Below are 15,689 nucleotides of genomic sequence, written 5' to 3'. Positions count from 1 at the left end.
CCTTCCGGGTAATCACTTTTTCAGATTACTTAACCTGATTCGTTGAAGTAGAGTGGCAGCACGGCGCAACTAAACGCTGTGACGCATCTTCTTCAACCTTCTTGATTACTACATCCGTCATTTTTCACCTCCTCACGTATATATCTGTTGGAGTCTCGGCTAGAAGCCAAGTAATCAGTTAGCGCAGAAGTAGGCGCTACAAACTCTCGATATGGTTCACAATGCTGAATTAATTCACTATGGGGACCAAAAGCAGCTAACTTACCTTCATGGAGAAAAGCCACGCAGTCAGCTGATTTAATCGTGGAAAGACGATGGGCTATGGTTATCGTGGTGCGCCCTTCATAGATAAATCTGCTTGCCTCAATTAGTTCTTGCTCGAGTTTCGGATCAAGATTGGATACAGATTCATCAAAAATAACAATAGACGAGTTACGCAGGAACGCCTGAGCTAGACTGAGGCGTTGACGCTGACCCCCTGAAAGCGTTGCGCCTCGTTCTCCAATTACAGTGTCTAATTGTTTGGGCAGATTCCGTATAGTGTCCATAATTTGGGCAATTTTAAGCGATTGCCATAGTTCATCCTCAGAAGCGCTGGGTTTAGCCATGAGCAAATTGTCGCGAATAGTACCTCTGAAAATGTAGGGGTGCTGCGGAACAAGCGTTACCAGCTGTCTCAGCTGCTTCAGAGGAATTGAATCTATTCTCTTGCCGTCAATATAAATTTCTCCGGATTGTGGTTCATATAACCGAACGACCAACGCAGCTAATGTAGATTTTCCGGCACCCGTGCGCCCTACCAGCGCCACTGACGAGCCTGCGGGAATGAGCAAGCTGAAATCATTTATTACCCTAGCTTGATCGTATTGAAAGCATACATCTCTAAATTCCAAACTCAGCAAGCCGTCAGTAAATTCTGCCGTATTCCCATGATCATGGACCTGTCGAGGTTTATCAATTAGCTCAAAATATCGGCTGGTTGCCCCAGAAACTTCGCCGAGTTTGCGGAGCATCGAAGAGATGCTGAGAGCAGCAATACACGACGCACTTAGCAGCATCATGGCTGGAGGGATAGAGGCGAGGTTAACTTTCCCAGAATGCATCAACCCCAGCAGCCATGCCAAGGTACCAATAGTGGCAGCAGAAATCATTAGCTGGGATACCGCGATTTCTATACCAGACCGAATCAAGTAACTGCGCTTATGACGTTGGACTTCCAAAGTAGAGTCACGAATAGCATCTAACTGGAGATTAGCCAGACCGAGACTCATGATTTCGCGAGAACCTTGAATCATCTCCAAGCAGCGCCCTTTTTGATTTGCAAGACTACGCCGAATGTTGTCTCCTTGCTTGGTCTGCAATGTTAAAGTGAGAATCGGAACCAGCAAAATCAAAGTAGTAACAACCAGCAAGATAAGACCTGACGGTCCCACGAGAATAATCATTGCAATGGTAAAGATTAAATTAGCCACATGTGTAGCCAGAAAATCAATCACAGTGTGAGCATAGAACCACTCGGTAATTTCTACATCTGACATAGCCGCGGCGGCAACGTCGCCAGTTTTTCTGTGACGTAGCCCTGCGGGACTAATACGGTTGATTGCATCAAACAAATCGACGCGAAGATCTGCGATGATTTTGTAGCTATAGACATGAGCAAACCACATATCGAGCCACCAACTCAGTCCCACGGAGAGAACCAGCAACCCCAATGAAATCAACATCCAGCAAGCCAGCTGATCGACTTCTCTAAGTATTAGAATGCGCGACACTAATGCAGCACTCATAACGTTGATTGCCGTAACGCAAATGCGATGAATTAATAACATAACAAAAATAAGCGCTTCATGTTTTTTGTAACGTGATAGCCCTGGCAGCAGTCGAAGAATTGGTCCGAATGCGTCTCTATACAAGATTTGTTTCATGATTGCACCAATTCTTCGGACGTAGCAACCAACATTGCGTAAGTGCCTCCTTGGTGCATGAGACTGTCATGATTACCGATTTCCACAATTTTTCCCGCAGAAAGAACTACGATTCTGTCTGCAGCGCGAACTGATTCCAAACGATGAGCAGACGAGATAATCGTCAACGAGCGACCTTTAGAGGCTAATTTATTGCGATGATTATCAATGGCACGCCAAGTCAATCGTTCTGTCTCTGCATCGAGAGCCGAGGTTGCTTCATCCAGCAACAAAATAGGCGTTTCTCTAAGCAAAGCACGAGCAATTGCCACCCGTTGGCGCTGGCCACCAGAAACACCGCTACCACGCTCATCCACTCTGAAGTCCAGCAAAGTGTCTATTGGGGCGATATCTTCCAAACCTAGCGACAGACACAAGGATTTAAGAAGCTCATCCGGGGCATTCGGCGCGCAGGCACGTAAATTGTCTGCGATGGTGCCATCAAAAATTACAGGCTCTTGTGGCACAAGCGTAATCAAAGAGCACCTATCGTCACGTGAAAGTGCTCGTAAATCAACTCCTCCTATGCGAATGTTCCCCCTGTTGGGATCGCCAAAGCGTAGCAACAGACCAAGCATTGTGGATTTTCCACAACCAGATTGCCCTACTAGTCCGAGGGTTTCGCCTTCCGGTATTTCCAAGTTAATGTCGCTGACTGCGTCTTGTAGCGCTGAAGAGTACCGATAGGAAACGTCATTAAATTGGATTTCTGTAGTGCGCGGTCGGTGCTCTTGGGGCAGACTGGAGTCATCAGGAGTCGGAGCCTTTAGTAAGCTAAGCGCCTTCTGCGCCGTTGAATAGCCATGGTAGCCGGCATGCCAATTGACGCTGAGATCTTGGAAAGGACGGAATAGTTCTACGCCTAAGAACATGCACCAGAACAGAGAGTCTACAGCTATGTTTCCTTGTGCTGCTTGGCGGACACCGAGCGCGAGAACCATCACCGGACCGCCATACACAACCCAAGACGACAGCGCTGACTCAAGCAGCGAGATACGCATCTGCGAAAGAGTTGTTGACAAAAGCTGCTGACTGGTGAAAACGATTTTTTCACGCCGTTCTTCGACCCCGTTAAAAAGTTGCAGCGTCGTCATGCCCTGCATGGCATCAACTACTTCCGCATTCATCTGGGAATATTGTTCCCAATGTCGGTATCCCCGGCGGGTAAGCACCTTGTTCCACGCTTTTGGAAGAGTCGGTGTCAGGACTACCACAATTGCACCGATGAATGCCACAAGTGAATCCAGCTGAAACAGCAAAATGAGCACTGTAATCGCTGTCACCACAGTGACAGCGATTTGGGGAATATACCTGCCATAGTAATCTTCGAGAAGTTCAACACCGTCCGTGACTAATGCTTCAGCTTCTCCAGTGCGCTTGGATGATAAGCCAAAAGGTCCAATGTTATTCAAGTGTTGGAGCAGCTTGAGCCTGACATCTATTTTGACGGTCTTGCCAATCAAACTTACAAGAAGTTCCTTGCCCAGCGCAATCGCAGGGCGCACCAGTAGCAGTACTGCAAGAACACCCAGCAACACGACCAGATGTGAATACTCACCAGAATAAAGGGTGGCAAAAATTCTTGACATAACCCAGGCAAGGCTAAGAGTCACTGCTGAGTGAAGTAACCCGAAAAGAGACGCGGCACACATAGGAATCCATCCTGCACGTCCCAATTTGAGAATCTCACCGTTAGGCATACATCTCCCTCATCTCTGTTGTCGCACGCACTTGGCTTAACAACATTACTTAGGTTAGCCTAACATAACCGGAAAGTGTTCGGGGATAAATCTTGGGAGAGATGAAAATGCTAGATTATCGAGTCGATTTCAATGAACTAAATGAATACGCCAACAGTCAACGTTGGGCTGATAGATGGCATGAAAAGTTTGGATATCGACCTGAAACAAAATCTGCAATCGCGCAACTGTTGAGGTTGTCCGGCGGAGGAGACATTCTAGGAACAGCAGTCGGCACCGGACGCCACGTCTTGCCGCTAGTAGGAAAATGCTCGAGTGTGGAGGTCATTGAGAGACACGAAGCAATGCTAGCCAAACTTGAGGAACAAGACACGGGCAGTGACGTTGTCAAGCATCTGGGTGACCCTGCTGAAGTTCAGCTAGGAAAAACTTTCGATTTGGTTTTTAACCTTGCTTTAGAGATTCAAACCATGCTCTCAGTCGAGAAACAGCAAGAATTCTTTAACAGGGCGTCAGAGCATTTGAAGCCCGGCGGTTTCTTGGTCATAGAGTGCATGAACCCGGCAGGCTACACCCTATCCGGTCAACGCGTACACATTATGCGAATAATTCCGGGAGAAGTTACGTTGTCGTGCGAGGTTTATTATCCTGATAAAAAGATATTCACCCAAGCCTTCGTTTTTCTGAAGGATCAGCAGGCACCTGACGTTTATACTGCAGCCTTGCGCTGGAATGAACGCTCGCAACTGATTCAGTTCGGGCAAAATTCCGGTCTAAAATTAGTGGAAATATGGCAAGACTGGGATGCAACTCCAGCTAAAGAAGACAGTCCTATGTGCATTCATATCTTCCAGAAAAAATAGTTATGGCTATGAATCAACCACACAGGAACTTCCAGAGCAGGCAATGCTGAGCGGTAGCTTCTTCATTGCCATTTAGCCCAGCATGACCAGCTAATTTAGCCTGCTGAAATTTAACATCGGCAAAGTGTGAAAGCTCCAAACTAAAATTAGCAATTTGATTTGGGGATACCCGGTCGTCATCAGCGCTCGAGAGAAACAAAACACTATGTTTAGCTAGTGAGTGCGACATTTCGTCATGCATATGGCGAAGCATATGTGTTGGACATGCTAATCTCATAGCTTCTCTTTGCGCGGGGTCCTTTGGATTGCCATACTCCAGATACCAAGGTTCCGGCCATGTATTGCGAGGCTCACACGTCTCAACTACAGGAGACCAGAAGACAAGACGAGTGAAATACTCAGGACGGAGTAGGAAAGCACGAAGAAGCTGGGTTCCCCCATGTGAAAAGCCGTAGCATAGCACCTTGTTACAAATAGTTTTTGACCGCAGAATTTCAACTGCGGAGAGGATATCTTCTGCGCCTGCCAGCGAACCTGGTCCAGTACCTGAAAGGTGCCACCTGTGTCCGAGTTCTCCACCTCCTCGAGCAAATACTTGAGCCCACGAACCAGATGCATCCAGCCACGAACGCACATGCTGGTTGAAACCCATCGGTAAACAAATTCCAAATCCCGCATACGCGGTCACAAGTATCTGTCCAAATCGTTCAGTACTGCTGGGGATCAAATCCCTCGGAGTAGCAATCTGAATATACAGTCCGCCAGATGGCGTGGGGATTTCGACAATGTGCAAAGGACTGGGTATGGTTATCTCATCTGGCATGTTCTCAAAGTCGATATCAAAGTTGTTAGGTTCTGTTACAGGATCTTCAATAGTCATGCTGAGCCCGTCGGTAGATATCCTTACTACCAGTGGACGGGCTGGCATAAAACGGGTGATGCTTGGAGCCTTAGACCAATCTACCGTAGAGAAGGTGTACAAAACGGTTGCAAGTCTCTCCCAACGAACCACTACTAAATAATCTTTTACAAGCTGAATATTACGAACAACAGCAGTATCTGTCGGGGGTAACAAAAATACAGTTTTGTCGCCAAAAGTCGCAACTACTCCTCCATCGGCTATATCTATTTCTACTTTTTCAGAGTCGGTATCCATCTGTTTCCTCCGAATGGAATATGTACCATAGAAATCCCTGGTACCGTTCACTCTAATCTGGTGCGACTGGGGTACTACGTGTTAATTCACAAAACAACTTCACATTATCAGATTAAACTCCCCCATTTGCCTTCTGCAGCTGGTTCATACGAAGATGCTAACAGAATAAATTCTCACGTTCAGTATCCCCACTGCAGCCAGACTCAAAAGCTTAAAAAGCCATCCCCTAAACGGTAGCGCTCTGCGAACCGTTCCTGATAAATTTGACCTGGTATTTTTACTTATTTTGTAGGAGGAAGTATGTCCAATCCTTATCAGTCCCCACCAGGCAATCCCAGTCAGGTTCCCGGTTTTCAACCCAGTCAGCCGATGGGTCAACCGATGGGCCAGCAGATGCCGGGTCAACCCATGCCCGGTCAATTCGCCCGCCCTTATGAGCATCCCCAGGAACAGACCGTAATGGTACTGGCTATTATCGGCATATTCTTTTGGGTTACTTCGCCTATCGCTTGGTATCTGGGCAGCAAGGCGAAAAAAGAGATGTTAGAACAGAATATGGAGCCAACCTCTAGACTAAAAGTGTGGACACTTGTCGCGATGGTGCTCACAATTATAGGAATCGTTAGCTTTGCTATCTCAATGTCCATGATAATCGTAGGAGGGATGGCGTTCATGCAAATGGCTAACGATACGAACGATATGAGCGATATGAGCGCGGGACTAATGCCCCTCTTCAGTGCAATCTAAAACTGCCCAATTTCATAACTAATCCTCTTGGTGGACCTTACCCGCGGGTGAGGTCCACCAAGAGTTTTTAAAGCCTTCCTCCGCGATATTAATGCAGCCAGTATCGTATCGTGACAATGAACTCACCTGAACTGGCTCCGCCTGGTCTAACCACGCGCTCCGATAAGGTTCAAAGCAGCGTGCAGCACTTCGGGGGTAGTCGCCAGGTTCAAACGGAAAGCTTTTTCAAAGCCCGTACCCAAATCCGCACCGTCGTTAACAATTAGACCGCGCTCCTGCAGAGTCCGGGCGGGACAATCTCCGAGAATTCCATCGGTTTCCCACCAGGACAGATAAGTTGCCTCCGGGAGAAACACCCGGAAGTGCTCGCCGTGATTGGTCAGCCAGTTGCGGACAAGTTCCCGATTCTCAACAATCTGAGCCTTGACTTCCCCCAGCCAATTGCGACAGTCACGGAAAGCGCTAATCGTAGCCAGCATTCCCCACGGGGTCGCGCCCGAGGCAAAGACCTGCAGTGGGGTACGTAAACGTTTCCGCAGCGATTCATCAGGAATGATCCATTGTGCGCAGTGCAAACCAGGGATGTTCCACCCTTTTGAGGCGGCGGATGCAGTCACAGTTCGGGAGGCTGCCAAATCGGAATAATTGGCAAAAGGATGAAGCTTCCCGTCCAAGACCAGCGGAGAATGAATCTCATCTGAGAACACTAAAACGTGGGGATTTTGTTCCAAGATAGTGCATAACCCGGACATTTCGTCAGCGTTGACACATTTCCCCACGGGATTCCACGGATTGCACAGGACCAGCAGCCCGCCGCTTTCCGCCGTAGCGAAAGCCTGCGATATACCCTCCAAATTCAGCTGGTATTTACCTGTAGCCGCATCATAGAGAGACGCAACTTGGATGACTTCGTGACCCTGATCCTGGGGCAAAGTCAAAAATGGCATGTATGCCGGGGTAGGCACGACTACCGGAGCCTGGGGAGGAAGGATGCTCACCACGGCTTGCAGCACTGACAAAACATCGGCTGCCACGCCGACCGCATCGGGCTGAATAGTCCAGCCAAACTCATCCGCATAGAACTCGCGCAATGCCTGACCAACCTGCTGAGAAAGACCTACCGGAGGATAACCGGTAACCGTGTCATCTAGGGCAGACTGCAAAGTTGCTCGAACTCCTGGGGCAATCCCAAAGTCCATTTCCGCGACCCACATCCCTAAGGCTCCAGGATGGGCGCTCCATTTCAGGCTGCGCGAATTTTTCAAATCAGTTAAAGACGGTAATGCTATCACGTCTTTATTCTAAGCGGACGAGACCTGCGAGACGATGACTTGCATCACAATCTCAACTCCTAGGCAGACCACTGCGGCGTAAATAAGGACGCAGCCCAGACACATAATGTATCCGGGCCGCGTCCTTTATCCAGATTGAAAGGTCTCATTAAAGACCTCAACCGAGTTTTAGTTGTGGAGAATTACTTAGCCTTTTCGGCAATCTCCACGAGGCGCCAATGCTTAGTTTTGGACAGCGGGCGCGTTTCCATGATGACGACCAAATCGCCAATACCGGCGAGATTTTGCTCATCATGAACCGTAACCTTCTTGGTCTTACGCATGACCTTGCCGTAAAGCGGGTGCTTCACGCGGTCTTCGAGCTGAACCACGATGGTCTTTTCCATACGATCGGACACGACGTAGCCGCGGCGCACCTTACGGTGATTGCGTTCGGTCGTTTCGGTGGTCATAGTTTCGTCTGCCATTGATTACTCCTTAACGCTGGGCTCGGTACGAATGCCGAGTTCCCGCTCGCGGTAAATGGTGTAGATGCGGGCGACATCGCGGCGAACCGCTTTGATGCGACCGTGGTCTTCGAGCTGACCGGTAGCTTGGGCAAAGCGCAAGTTGAAAAGCTCCTGCTTCGCGTCCTTCAGCTTCATCGCGAGCTGCTCGTTGTCCATGGCATCCAAATCGTTAGGAGCCAGTCCTTTGGAACCTATCATGTTCATTCACCACCCTCTCGGGATACAAAACGGGTCTTGATGGGCAGTTTGTGCTGGGCGCGAGACAGTGCTTCGCGGGCCAGTTCCTCACTTACACCGGCGATTTCGAACAGTACTCGACCGGGCTTCACCGGAGCGACCCACCATTCTGGGGAACCTTTACCTGAACCCATACGAGTTTCGGCAGGTTTCTTGGTAAGCGGACGATCCGGGAAAATGTTAATCCAAATCTTGCCACCACGCTTGACGTGACGAGTCACGGCAATACGAGCCGCTTCAATCTGACGGTTAGTCAGATAGGCACTCTCCAGGGCTTGAATACCAAAATCGCCGAAAGCAATCTCGGTGCCACCCTTAGCGTAGCCACGGCGACCCGGACGGTGCTGGCGACGCCACTTAGTACGACGAGGAATCAGCATTGCTTATGCCTCCGTTTCTGTGGTTGCCCCGGCGGCGACGGTCGCGGCTTCGGGGGTTTCATTTACGTTTTCGCTGGGCGCGTTGTCAGCAGGACGGTCGGCGCGAGGACGACGGTTTCCGGCGTGACGGTCGTTACGGCGACCGGTGCGACCAGCCTGTTCAGCCTGCATCCGGTTCCATTCCGTTTCGGTCATGTCGCCCTTGTAGATCCAGACCTTTACACCGATACGCCCAAAAGTGGTACGGGCTTCGTAGAAGCCGTAATCGATGTTGGCACGCAGGGTATGCAGAGGGACGCGACCTTCCCGGTAGAACTCGGAACGGGACATTTCAGCACCGCCCAAGCGCCCGGAGCACTGCACACGAATACCCTTGGCACCCCCGCGCTGCGCGGACTGCATTCCTTTACGCATAGCGCGACGGAAAGACACACGAGCGCTGAGCTGTTCCGCAATAGACTGTGCGACCAGCTGTGCATCCAGGTCGGGGTTCTTCACCTCGCGGATGTTCAACTGGACCTGTTTACCAGTCAGCTTTTCCAGCTGAGCGCGCAAGCGATCCGCTTCTGCGCCACGGCGTCCGATAACGATACCAGGACGAGCCGTGTACAAATCGACAGACACACGATCGCGAGTCCGTTCGATTTCGACCTTAGAAATACCAGCGCGTTCCAGCTTGTCTTGCATCAGACGGCGAATCTCGACGTCTTCTTTCACGAAGTCACGGTAACGCTGACCGGACTTGGTGGAGTCGGCAAACCAACGGGAACGGTGTTCCGCGGTTACGCCCAGACGGAAACCAGTGGGATGTACTTTCTGACCCATTATTTACTCCGCTCCCTTCTCAGTGCTTTTTGCAGCGGGCTTTTTCGCCGTTGCGCTCTTGGTAGCCGTGGACTTGCTGCTGCTCGACTTGGCTTTGGCAGACTTGGTAGTCGCCGCCTTCGACGTGCTCGACTTAGTCGTGGACTTCGTCGCGGCGGACTTCTTAGCAGGAGCCTTCTTGGCAGCGCTATCGGTCTTAGACGTCGATTCTTCCGGCGTCTCTACCGGCTTGGATGCCTTTTTCGTGACAGCTTCCGCGGCAGCCTTTTTTGCGGCAGACGCTGAAATCCGATCAGCTTCCGGGCGACGCTGGGACGGCAAGTAAGGAGCAGCAAGTTCCTTCTTGTCCTCGGCATCTCCCACCACGATGGTGAGGTGAGAAGTACGCTTCAAGATACGCGCCCCGCGACCTTGCGCCCGTGCCCGAAAACGCTTCATCGTAGGACCGTCGTTGACGTAGGCCTCGACGATGTACATCTCATCAGAGTTAAAAGACGTACCGGCGTTGCGGGCTGCTTGTTCGGCATTAGCCAAGGCGGAAACCAAGGTCTTGCGAATCGGCAAGGCAGGTTTTTGCGGAGCAAACTTCAGCAGGTCTAGTGCCTTGTCGGCTTCCATTCCGCGCACTTCATTCATGATGCGACGAGCCTTTTGCGGAGTCACGCGCACATAGCGGGTATGAGCAATTGCTTTCATGTTCTTTCCCTCCCCCGCTTTAGCGGCGACCTTTCTTGTCATCCTTGTCATGACCACGGAAAGTACGAGTCGGAGCGAATTCGCCCAACTTGTGACCGACCATGGACTCAGTGATGAACACCGGCACGTGCTTGCGACCGTCGTGCACCGCGATGGTGTGACCCAGAAAATCTGGGGTAATCATCGAACGACGCGACCAAGTCTTAATGACGTTCTTCGTGTTGGCCTCGTTTTGTGCGTCCACCTTCTTTTGGAGGTGTGCATCAACAAAGGGGCCTTTCTTCAAACTGCGTGGCATAAACAAACTCCCCTATCAGCGATTCTTGCCAGTCTTACGGCGACGGACAATGTACTGATTCGACGCCTTCTTCTTGCTACGAGTACGACCCTCAGGCTTACCCCAGGGGCTCACCGGATGACGACCACCGGAAGTACGACCTTCGCCACCACCATGAGGGTGATCAACCGGGTTCATTACGACACCGCGGACCTTCGGACGGCGTCCCAGCCAACGGGAGCGACCAGCCTTGCCCAAGTCGATGTTGGAATGATCGGAGTTGCCGACTTCACCAATAGTGGCGCGGCAACGGGCATCCACGTTGCGGATTTCTCCAGACGGCATCCGCAACTGCGCAAAACGACCCTCTTTAGCGACCAGCTGAACAGAAACGCCGGCGGAACGGGCAATCTTGGCGCCGCCGCCCGGACGCATCTCTACCGCATGAATCGTGGTACCCAGCGGAATGTTCTTAAGCGGCAGATTGTTGCCAGGCTTGATATCCGCGGTGGGTCCCTGTTCAATAGCATCGCCCTGCTTCAACTTGGACGGAGCCAAGATGTAACGCTTCTCACCATCGGCGTAGTGCAACAGAGCGATGCGCGCCGAACGGTTCGGATCGTATTCAATATGAGCCACCTTGGCGGGAATACCGTCCTTGTCGTGACGACGGAAGTCAATCAGACGGTACTGGCGCTTGTGACCACCACCGCGACGACGAGAGGTAACCCGACCTTTATTGTTGCGCCCACCGGTCTTGTGCAGCGGACGAACCAGGGACTTTTCCGGATGATCGCGTGTGATTTCCGCGAAATCTGACACGGAAGAACCGCGACGTCCCGGAGTAGTTGGCTTGTACTTACGAATTCCCATGAGTTATCCCCCTTAGGCCTGCATCCCAAAGACGTCAATCGAGCCCTCTTTGAGGGTGACGATGGCGCGCTTGGTGTCGTTACGCTTGCCCCAGCCAGTACGGGTGCGCACGCGCTTGCCCTCACGGTTCTGGGTGTTGACAGAAGCAACCTTTACCTTAAAGATTTCTTCGATAGCCAGCTTGATTTCAACCTTGTTTGCGTTGGGAGCCACCACGAAGGTGTACTGACCGTGGTCAATCAAGTTGTAGGCTTTTTCGCTGACGACGGGTTTAATAATCACGTCGTGCGGGTTCTTAGACTTTTCCAGGCTCACTTGTTTTCTCCTTTCCCGAGGAAGGAGTCCAACGCCGTAGCCGAGAACACCACATCGTCGTTAGCCAACACATCGTAAGTGTTCAGCTCGCCGACAAACAGTGCGTGGTGCTCACTGAGGTTATTCACGCTCAATGCCACGACGTCATCAACTTCCGGGGTCAACACAATCAGGGCGCGACGACTATCGACTACCCCCTGCAAAGCTGCCTTCGCAGCCTTGGTGGAGGGGGTTTCCTTGACGCCGAAATCGCTCAGCACGTGGATACGCCCAGCACGAGCCCGATCGGATAAAGCCTGACGCAAAGCGGCGGCTTTCATCTTTTTCGGGGTGTTCTGAGAGTAGTCACGGGGCTGCGGACCGTGGACGGTGCCGCCACCGGTAAATTGCGGGGCGCGAATCGAGCCCTGACGCGCCCGACCGGTGCCCTTTTGACGCCACGGCTTCTTGCCACCGCCAGAAACGTCACCACGAGTCTTGGTGGCGTGGGTCCCCTGACGAGCCGCCGCCAACTGGGCGTTTACGACCTGGTGTACCAAGGGGTTGTTAAAGTCGAGGTCGAAAACCTCTCCGGGCAGCTCGACAGTGCCGGTTTTCTTGCCGACACCATCAAAAATGTCTACGCTGCGGTTTTCAGTCATTGTTAGGCTCCCTTCACAGCAGAGCGGATCATGACGATGCCGCCTTTAGGGCCGGGAATCGCGCCGGTCAAAACGACCAAGCCCTTTTCCGCGTCCACAGCCTGAACCTTCAAGTTCATGATGGTGCGACGGTTACCGCCCATGCGACCAGCCATGTTCAGACCTTTGAACACGCGACCGGGGGTGGCACAAGCACCGATAGAGCCGGGCTTGCGGTGGTTACGGTGCGCACCGTGAGAAGCAGATACGCCCTGGAAACCGTGACGCTTCATCACGCCGGCAAAGCCTTTGCCCTTGGTGTTTCCCGAAACATCCACCAGCGTTCCCGCTTCGAATACTTCCGCGCCGAGTTCCTGACCAAGCTCGTAGGAGCTGGCGTCACCGGTGCGGATTTCTGCGAGATGGCGGCGCGGTTCCACGCCGGCCTTGGCGAAGTGACCCGCCATCGGCTTGGTGACCTTGCGTTCGTCCATCTTGCCGAAGCCCAGCTGGACAGCGTCGTAGCCGTCGGTTTCATTGGTACGAATCTGGGTGACGACGTTCTTTTCGACCTGAACCACCGTCACGGGAATCAACTTGCCGTCTTCATCCCAGACCTGGGTCATGCCGAGCTTACGCCCCAGCAATGCCTTTACAGAGGCCATGGTGTCGTTAGTCATCGTGGTCCTCCTTACAGCTTAATCTCGATGTTCACGTCTGCCGGCAGTTCCAAACGCATCAGCGAATCAACTGCGGAAGGCGTGGGATCAATAATGTCAATCAGACGCTTGTGGGTGCGAACTTCAAATTGCTCCCGGCTGTCTTTGTATTTGTGCGGCGACCGAATCACAACGTAAACGTTCTTTTCGGTCGGCAGGGGCACAGGTCCGACTACGGTAGCGCCAGCACTGGTTACCGTCTCGACAATTTTCTTTGCCGAGGAGTCAATGACCTCATGGTCATAAGACTTCAGCCGAATGCGGATTTTTTGTCCCGCCATGGGCTAACCTCTCTCTAACTGGTTCTTCACCGGTACACGCTTTCGGGTGTGTCGCATTTCTAAACGCAACAACGCAGAAATCTTGCACCGTTGGATTTCCATTTCACCTGACTTTTGCCAGGCAAGTGCGCACTGGGAGGCGTGAACCCGCCTCAAGATGCGCCGAGGATAAAGCCTACGCTAAAACCGCGGTCTGATGCAAATTCTGCGGTTGTTCAAGCTCCACTGCAGAAATCTGTTCGCGAAAAATGCCGCACGGTTTAGGTTGCTTCTAACTTTTAAATTCTGCTACAAACCTAATCCGAGATGCCGCTGCTCCAGGAGATAAGTGTGACAGCTTATGTAAACGGCAAACTCGGGGCAAAGACTAGGACAGCATAGTGCGGTCAGATAGCGCCGCGCCTTTGAACTTGGCGAACTGGGACAGTAGGTCGTCCACAGTCGCGTTTTCCTTGTCTTTCCCGCTCAGTTCCATAATGATTTCGCCCTCGTGCATCATGATGAGGCGGTTGCCCAGGTGCAGAGCTTGTTCCATATTGTGGGTCACCATCAGGGTGGTCAGCCCGTGGCGCGCCACCAGCTCCTGGGTCAAGCGGGTAATCAGCTCGGCACGCGCCGGATCTAAAGCCGCCGTGTGTTCATCGAGCAGCAAAATCTTCGGTTGAGTGAACACTGCCATCACCAAGGACAGTGCTTGACGCTGCCCGCCAGAGAGCAAGCCTACGCGGGCTGTTAGGCGATTTTCCAACCCTTGCTCCAGCACCTTGAGCTCTTCGCGGAACTGTGCTTTGCGTGCCGGAGTTACTCCCAGTCCCAGCCCGTGCCCATGCGTGCGTGCCCAGGCAATTGCCAAGTTCTCTTCAATAGTCAGGTGCGGGCAGGTTCCCGCCATCGGGTCCTGGAACACGCGACCCACGTAACGCGCCACTTTGTAGTCAGGTTTGCGCGTCACATCGTTGCCGTCAATATGTATCTGTCCCAAGTCCGGACGGTAGCGCCCCGAGACGATGTTCAGCAAGGTCGATTTGCCCGCCCCGTTAGAACCGATGATGGTCACGAAGTCGCCTTCATCCAACTGCAGGGAGATGTCACGCAGGGCAATTTTTTCGTTAACAGTGTGACGGAAAAACGCCTTGGAAATATGTGAAAGTTCTAGCATGGCTCACAGTCCTTTCCGTCGCGTCCGTTTGGTAACATGTTTATCCGCCGGGCGGGTATCGCCGGAGTCAAGTTCCTCTGCATCCGCTGTATCCCAGGGCTGCACCCCGGAGAACTCCGCAATGGGATGGTTCTTTTGCCATGAGAGAAACCCCTTCCACCGCGGGGCAATGAGGAACACCACCACGATGACTGCGCTCAACAGTTTCATATCGTTGGGGTTGAATCCCGGAATCATCAAGGCAGCTTGAATAATGACGCGATACACTACCGAACCGCCCACCACTGCCAACACTGCCATCCAAATACGTCCGGTGGGGATGAGCGCGGTGCCGATGATAACTGACGCTAGACCGGCAATAATCAGTCCGATACCCATAGAAATATCCGCAAAGCCTTGATATTGGGCGATGAGGGAACCGGACAGTGCCACCAAGCCGTTGGACAGCGCCAAGCCGACCAGTTTAGCCAAATCTGTGTTCGCCCCTTGGGCACGCGCCATTTCTTCGTTATCGCCGGTGGCACGCAAAGCCAACCCCAGATTGGTGGACAGGAACCACACGACTATCCCGCAGGCTACCAGCAAGACCGCCAGCAAAATCGCCACGCTGACCCACGTCCCCACCAGATTCGCCTCGCGCAGTGGTGTAAACAGTGATTCTTCACGTCGGAACGGCAGGTTGGATTTGCCCATAATACGCAGGTTCACTGAATACAAACCAATCTGGGTCAAAATCCCTGCCAGGAGCGGATGAATTTTCCCCGCCGTGTTCAGCAAACCGGTAATAAACCCAGCGATGAGTCCCACCGCGAATCCTGCCAAAGTTCCCAGCCAGGGGCTACCCCCGCCCAGAATGACTACCGCACAGGCAGCCGCTCCGGTGGTAAAACTCGAGTCAATCGTCAAATCGGCGAAATCGAGGATTCTAAATGTGAGGTACACCCCCAAGGCCATCAGCCCATAAATCAGGCCGAGTTCCACCGCACCAATCATGTTTTCTCAAATCCTTACATGTATTCAAAAGGTTCCCCGGTTACGTTTTCGGGGTCGCTTATCCACTCATTAAACACGAGGCT

The 15,689-nt window shown here is 52.1% G+C and carries 19 protein-coding genes; 2 read left to right on the top strand and 17 right to left on the bottom strand.

Annotated features, from left to right (window positions below):
• Positions 1–92 precede the first annotated feature (92 nt).
• On the bottom strand, positions 93–1,925 hold the full coding sequence (locus HMPREF0576_RS00710; protein ID WP_036324102.1) for an ABC transporter ATP-binding protein: 1,833 nt from the start codon (positions 1,923–1,925) through the stop codon (positions 93–95).
• Entirely contained in the window at positions 1,922–3,664 is a 1,743-nt protein-coding gene (locus tag HMPREF0576_RS00705; RefSeq protein WP_004008338.1) for an ABC transporter ATP-binding protein/permease, read from the bottom strand. The genes HMPREF0576_RS00710 and HMPREF0576_RS00705 overlap by 4 nt, the downstream gene beginning before the upstream one ends.
• 101 nt (positions 3,665–3,765) lie before the next feature.
• Here HMPREF0576_RS00705 and HMPREF0576_RS00700 point away from each other — a divergent pair, with 101 nt between their 5' ends.
• Positions 3,766–4,527, top strand: a complete 762-nt coding sequence (locus tag HMPREF0576_RS00700) for a methyltransferase domain-containing protein (RefSeq protein ID WP_004010043.1) — start codon at positions 3,766–3,768, stop codon at positions 4,525–4,527.
• 13 nt (positions 4,528–4,540) lie between these two features.
• On the opposite strand, the gene HMPREF0576_RS00695 is transcribed toward HMPREF0576_RS00700, so the two are convergent.
• On the bottom strand, positions 4,541–5,683 hold the full coding sequence (locus HMPREF0576_RS00695; protein WP_004010044.1) for a prolyl oligopeptidase family serine peptidase: 1,143 nt from the start codon (positions 5,681–5,683) through the stop codon (positions 4,541–4,543).
• 300 nt (positions 5,684–5,983) lie between these two features.
• On the opposite strand from HMPREF0576_RS00695, the gene HMPREF0576_RS00690 reads away from it, so the two are divergent.
• Positions 5,984–6,430, top strand: a complete 447-nt coding sequence (locus HMPREF0576_RS00690) for a hypothetical protein (RefSeq protein ID WP_245527283.1) — start codon at positions 5,984–5,986, stop codon at positions 6,428–6,430.
• A 146-nt stretch (positions 6,431–6,576) separates the two neighbouring features.
• Here the strand turns inward: HMPREF0576_RS00690 and HMPREF0576_RS00685 are convergent, their stop codons facing one another.
• The 14 genes from HMPREF0576_RS00685 to HMPREF0576_RS00620 all read right to left on the bottom strand — a co-directional run bounded on the left by HMPREF0576_RS00685 (position 6,577) and on the right by HMPREF0576_RS00620 (position 15,606).
• A complete protein-coding gene (locus tag HMPREF0576_RS00685) occupies positions 6,577–7,722 on the bottom strand; it encodes a MalY/PatB family protein (RefSeq protein WP_245527282.1) in 1,146 nt (381 codons plus the stop codon).
• 182 nt (positions 7,723–7,904) lie between these two features.
• Entirely contained in the window at positions 7,905–8,189 is a 285-nt protein-coding gene (gene rpsQ, locus HMPREF0576_RS00680; protein ID WP_004008341.1) for a 30S ribosomal protein S17, read from the bottom strand.
• A 3-nt stretch (positions 8,190–8,192) separates the two neighbouring features.
• Positions 8,193–8,435, bottom strand: coding sequence for a 50S ribosomal protein L29 (gene rpmC, locus HMPREF0576_RS00675; protein WP_004008342.1), 243 nt, complete (start codon positions 8,433–8,435; stop codon positions 8,193–8,195).
• Positions 8,432–8,848 carry a 50S ribosomal protein L16 gene (rplP, locus tag HMPREF0576_RS00670; protein ID WP_004008343.1) on the bottom strand — a complete coding sequence of 139 codons (417 nt, stop codon included), beginning with the start codon at positions 8,846–8,848 and terminating at the stop codon, positions 8,432–8,434. The genes rpmC and rplP overlap by 4 nt, the downstream gene beginning before the upstream one ends.
• A gap of 3 nt (positions 8,849–8,851) precedes the next feature.
• Positions 8,852–9,673 carry a 30S ribosomal protein S3 gene (rpsC, locus tag HMPREF0576_RS00665; RefSeq protein ID WP_004008344.1) on the bottom strand — a complete coding sequence of 274 codons (822 nt, stop codon included), beginning with the start codon at positions 9,671–9,673 and terminating at the stop codon, positions 8,852–8,854.
• A 3-nt stretch (positions 9,674–9,676) separates the two neighbouring features.
• Positions 9,677–10,369, bottom strand: a complete 693-nt coding sequence (rplV, locus tag HMPREF0576_RS00660; protein WP_036324089.1) for a 50S ribosomal protein L22 — start codon at positions 10,367–10,369, stop codon at positions 9,677–9,679.
• A gap of 19 nt (positions 10,370–10,388) precedes the next feature.
• Complete coding sequence (gene rpsS, locus HMPREF0576_RS00655) at positions 10,389–10,667, bottom strand: 30S ribosomal protein S19 (RefSeq protein ID WP_004008346.1); 279 nt, start codon at positions 10,665–10,667, stop codon at positions 10,389–10,391.
• 15 nt (positions 10,668–10,682) lie between these two features.
• Positions 10,683–11,519 carry a 50S ribosomal protein L2 gene (gene rplB, locus HMPREF0576_RS00650; protein ID WP_004010048.1) on the bottom strand — a complete coding sequence of 279 codons (837 nt, stop codon included), beginning with the start codon at positions 11,517–11,519 and terminating at the stop codon, positions 10,683–10,685.
• A 12-nt stretch (positions 11,520–11,531) separates the two neighbouring features.
• Entirely contained in the window at positions 11,532–11,834 is a 303-nt protein-coding gene (gene rplW, locus HMPREF0576_RS00645; RefSeq protein WP_004010049.1) for a 50S ribosomal protein L23, read from the bottom strand.
• The gene (gene rplD / locus HMPREF0576_RS00640) at positions 11,831–12,475 is read right to left on the bottom strand and encodes a 50S ribosomal protein L4 (RefSeq protein ID WP_004010312.1); all 645 of its coding nucleotides are present in this window, start codon (positions 12,473–12,475) and stop codon (positions 11,831–11,833) included. Before rplD ends, rplW begins: the two co-directional genes overlap by 4 nt.
• Positions 12,476–12,477: 2 nt before the next feature.
• Positions 12,478–13,134 carry a 50S ribosomal protein L3 gene (gene rplC, locus HMPREF0576_RS00635; protein WP_004010051.1) on the bottom strand — a complete coding sequence of 219 codons (657 nt, stop codon included), beginning with the start codon at positions 13,132–13,134 and terminating at the stop codon, positions 12,478–12,480.
• Between the two features lie 11 nt (positions 13,135–13,145).
• Entirely contained in the window at positions 13,146–13,454 is a 309-nt protein-coding gene (gene rpsJ / locus HMPREF0576_RS00630; protein ID WP_004008351.1) for a 30S ribosomal protein S10, read from the bottom strand.
• Between the two features lie 367 nt (positions 13,455–13,821).
• Complete coding sequence (locus HMPREF0576_RS00625) at positions 13,822–14,613, bottom strand: ABC transporter ATP-binding protein (RefSeq protein ID WP_004010311.1); 792 nt, start codon at positions 14,611–14,613, stop codon at positions 13,822–13,824.
• A gap of 3 nt (positions 14,614–14,616) precedes the next feature.
• A complete protein-coding gene (locus HMPREF0576_RS00620) occupies positions 14,617–15,606 on the bottom strand; it encodes an ABC transporter permease (RefSeq protein WP_004010310.1) in 990 nt (329 codons plus the stop codon).
• Between the last annotated feature and the right edge of the window lie 83 nt (positions 15,607–15,689).

It is taken from the genome of Mobiluncus holmesii ATCC 35242 (assembly GCF_000185445.1).
Classification (GTDB): domain Bacteria; phylum Actinomycetota; class Actinomycetes; order Actinomycetales; family Actinomycetaceae; genus Mobiluncus; species Mobiluncus curtisii.
This window is presented reverse-complemented; position numbering and strand designations above follow the sequence as displayed.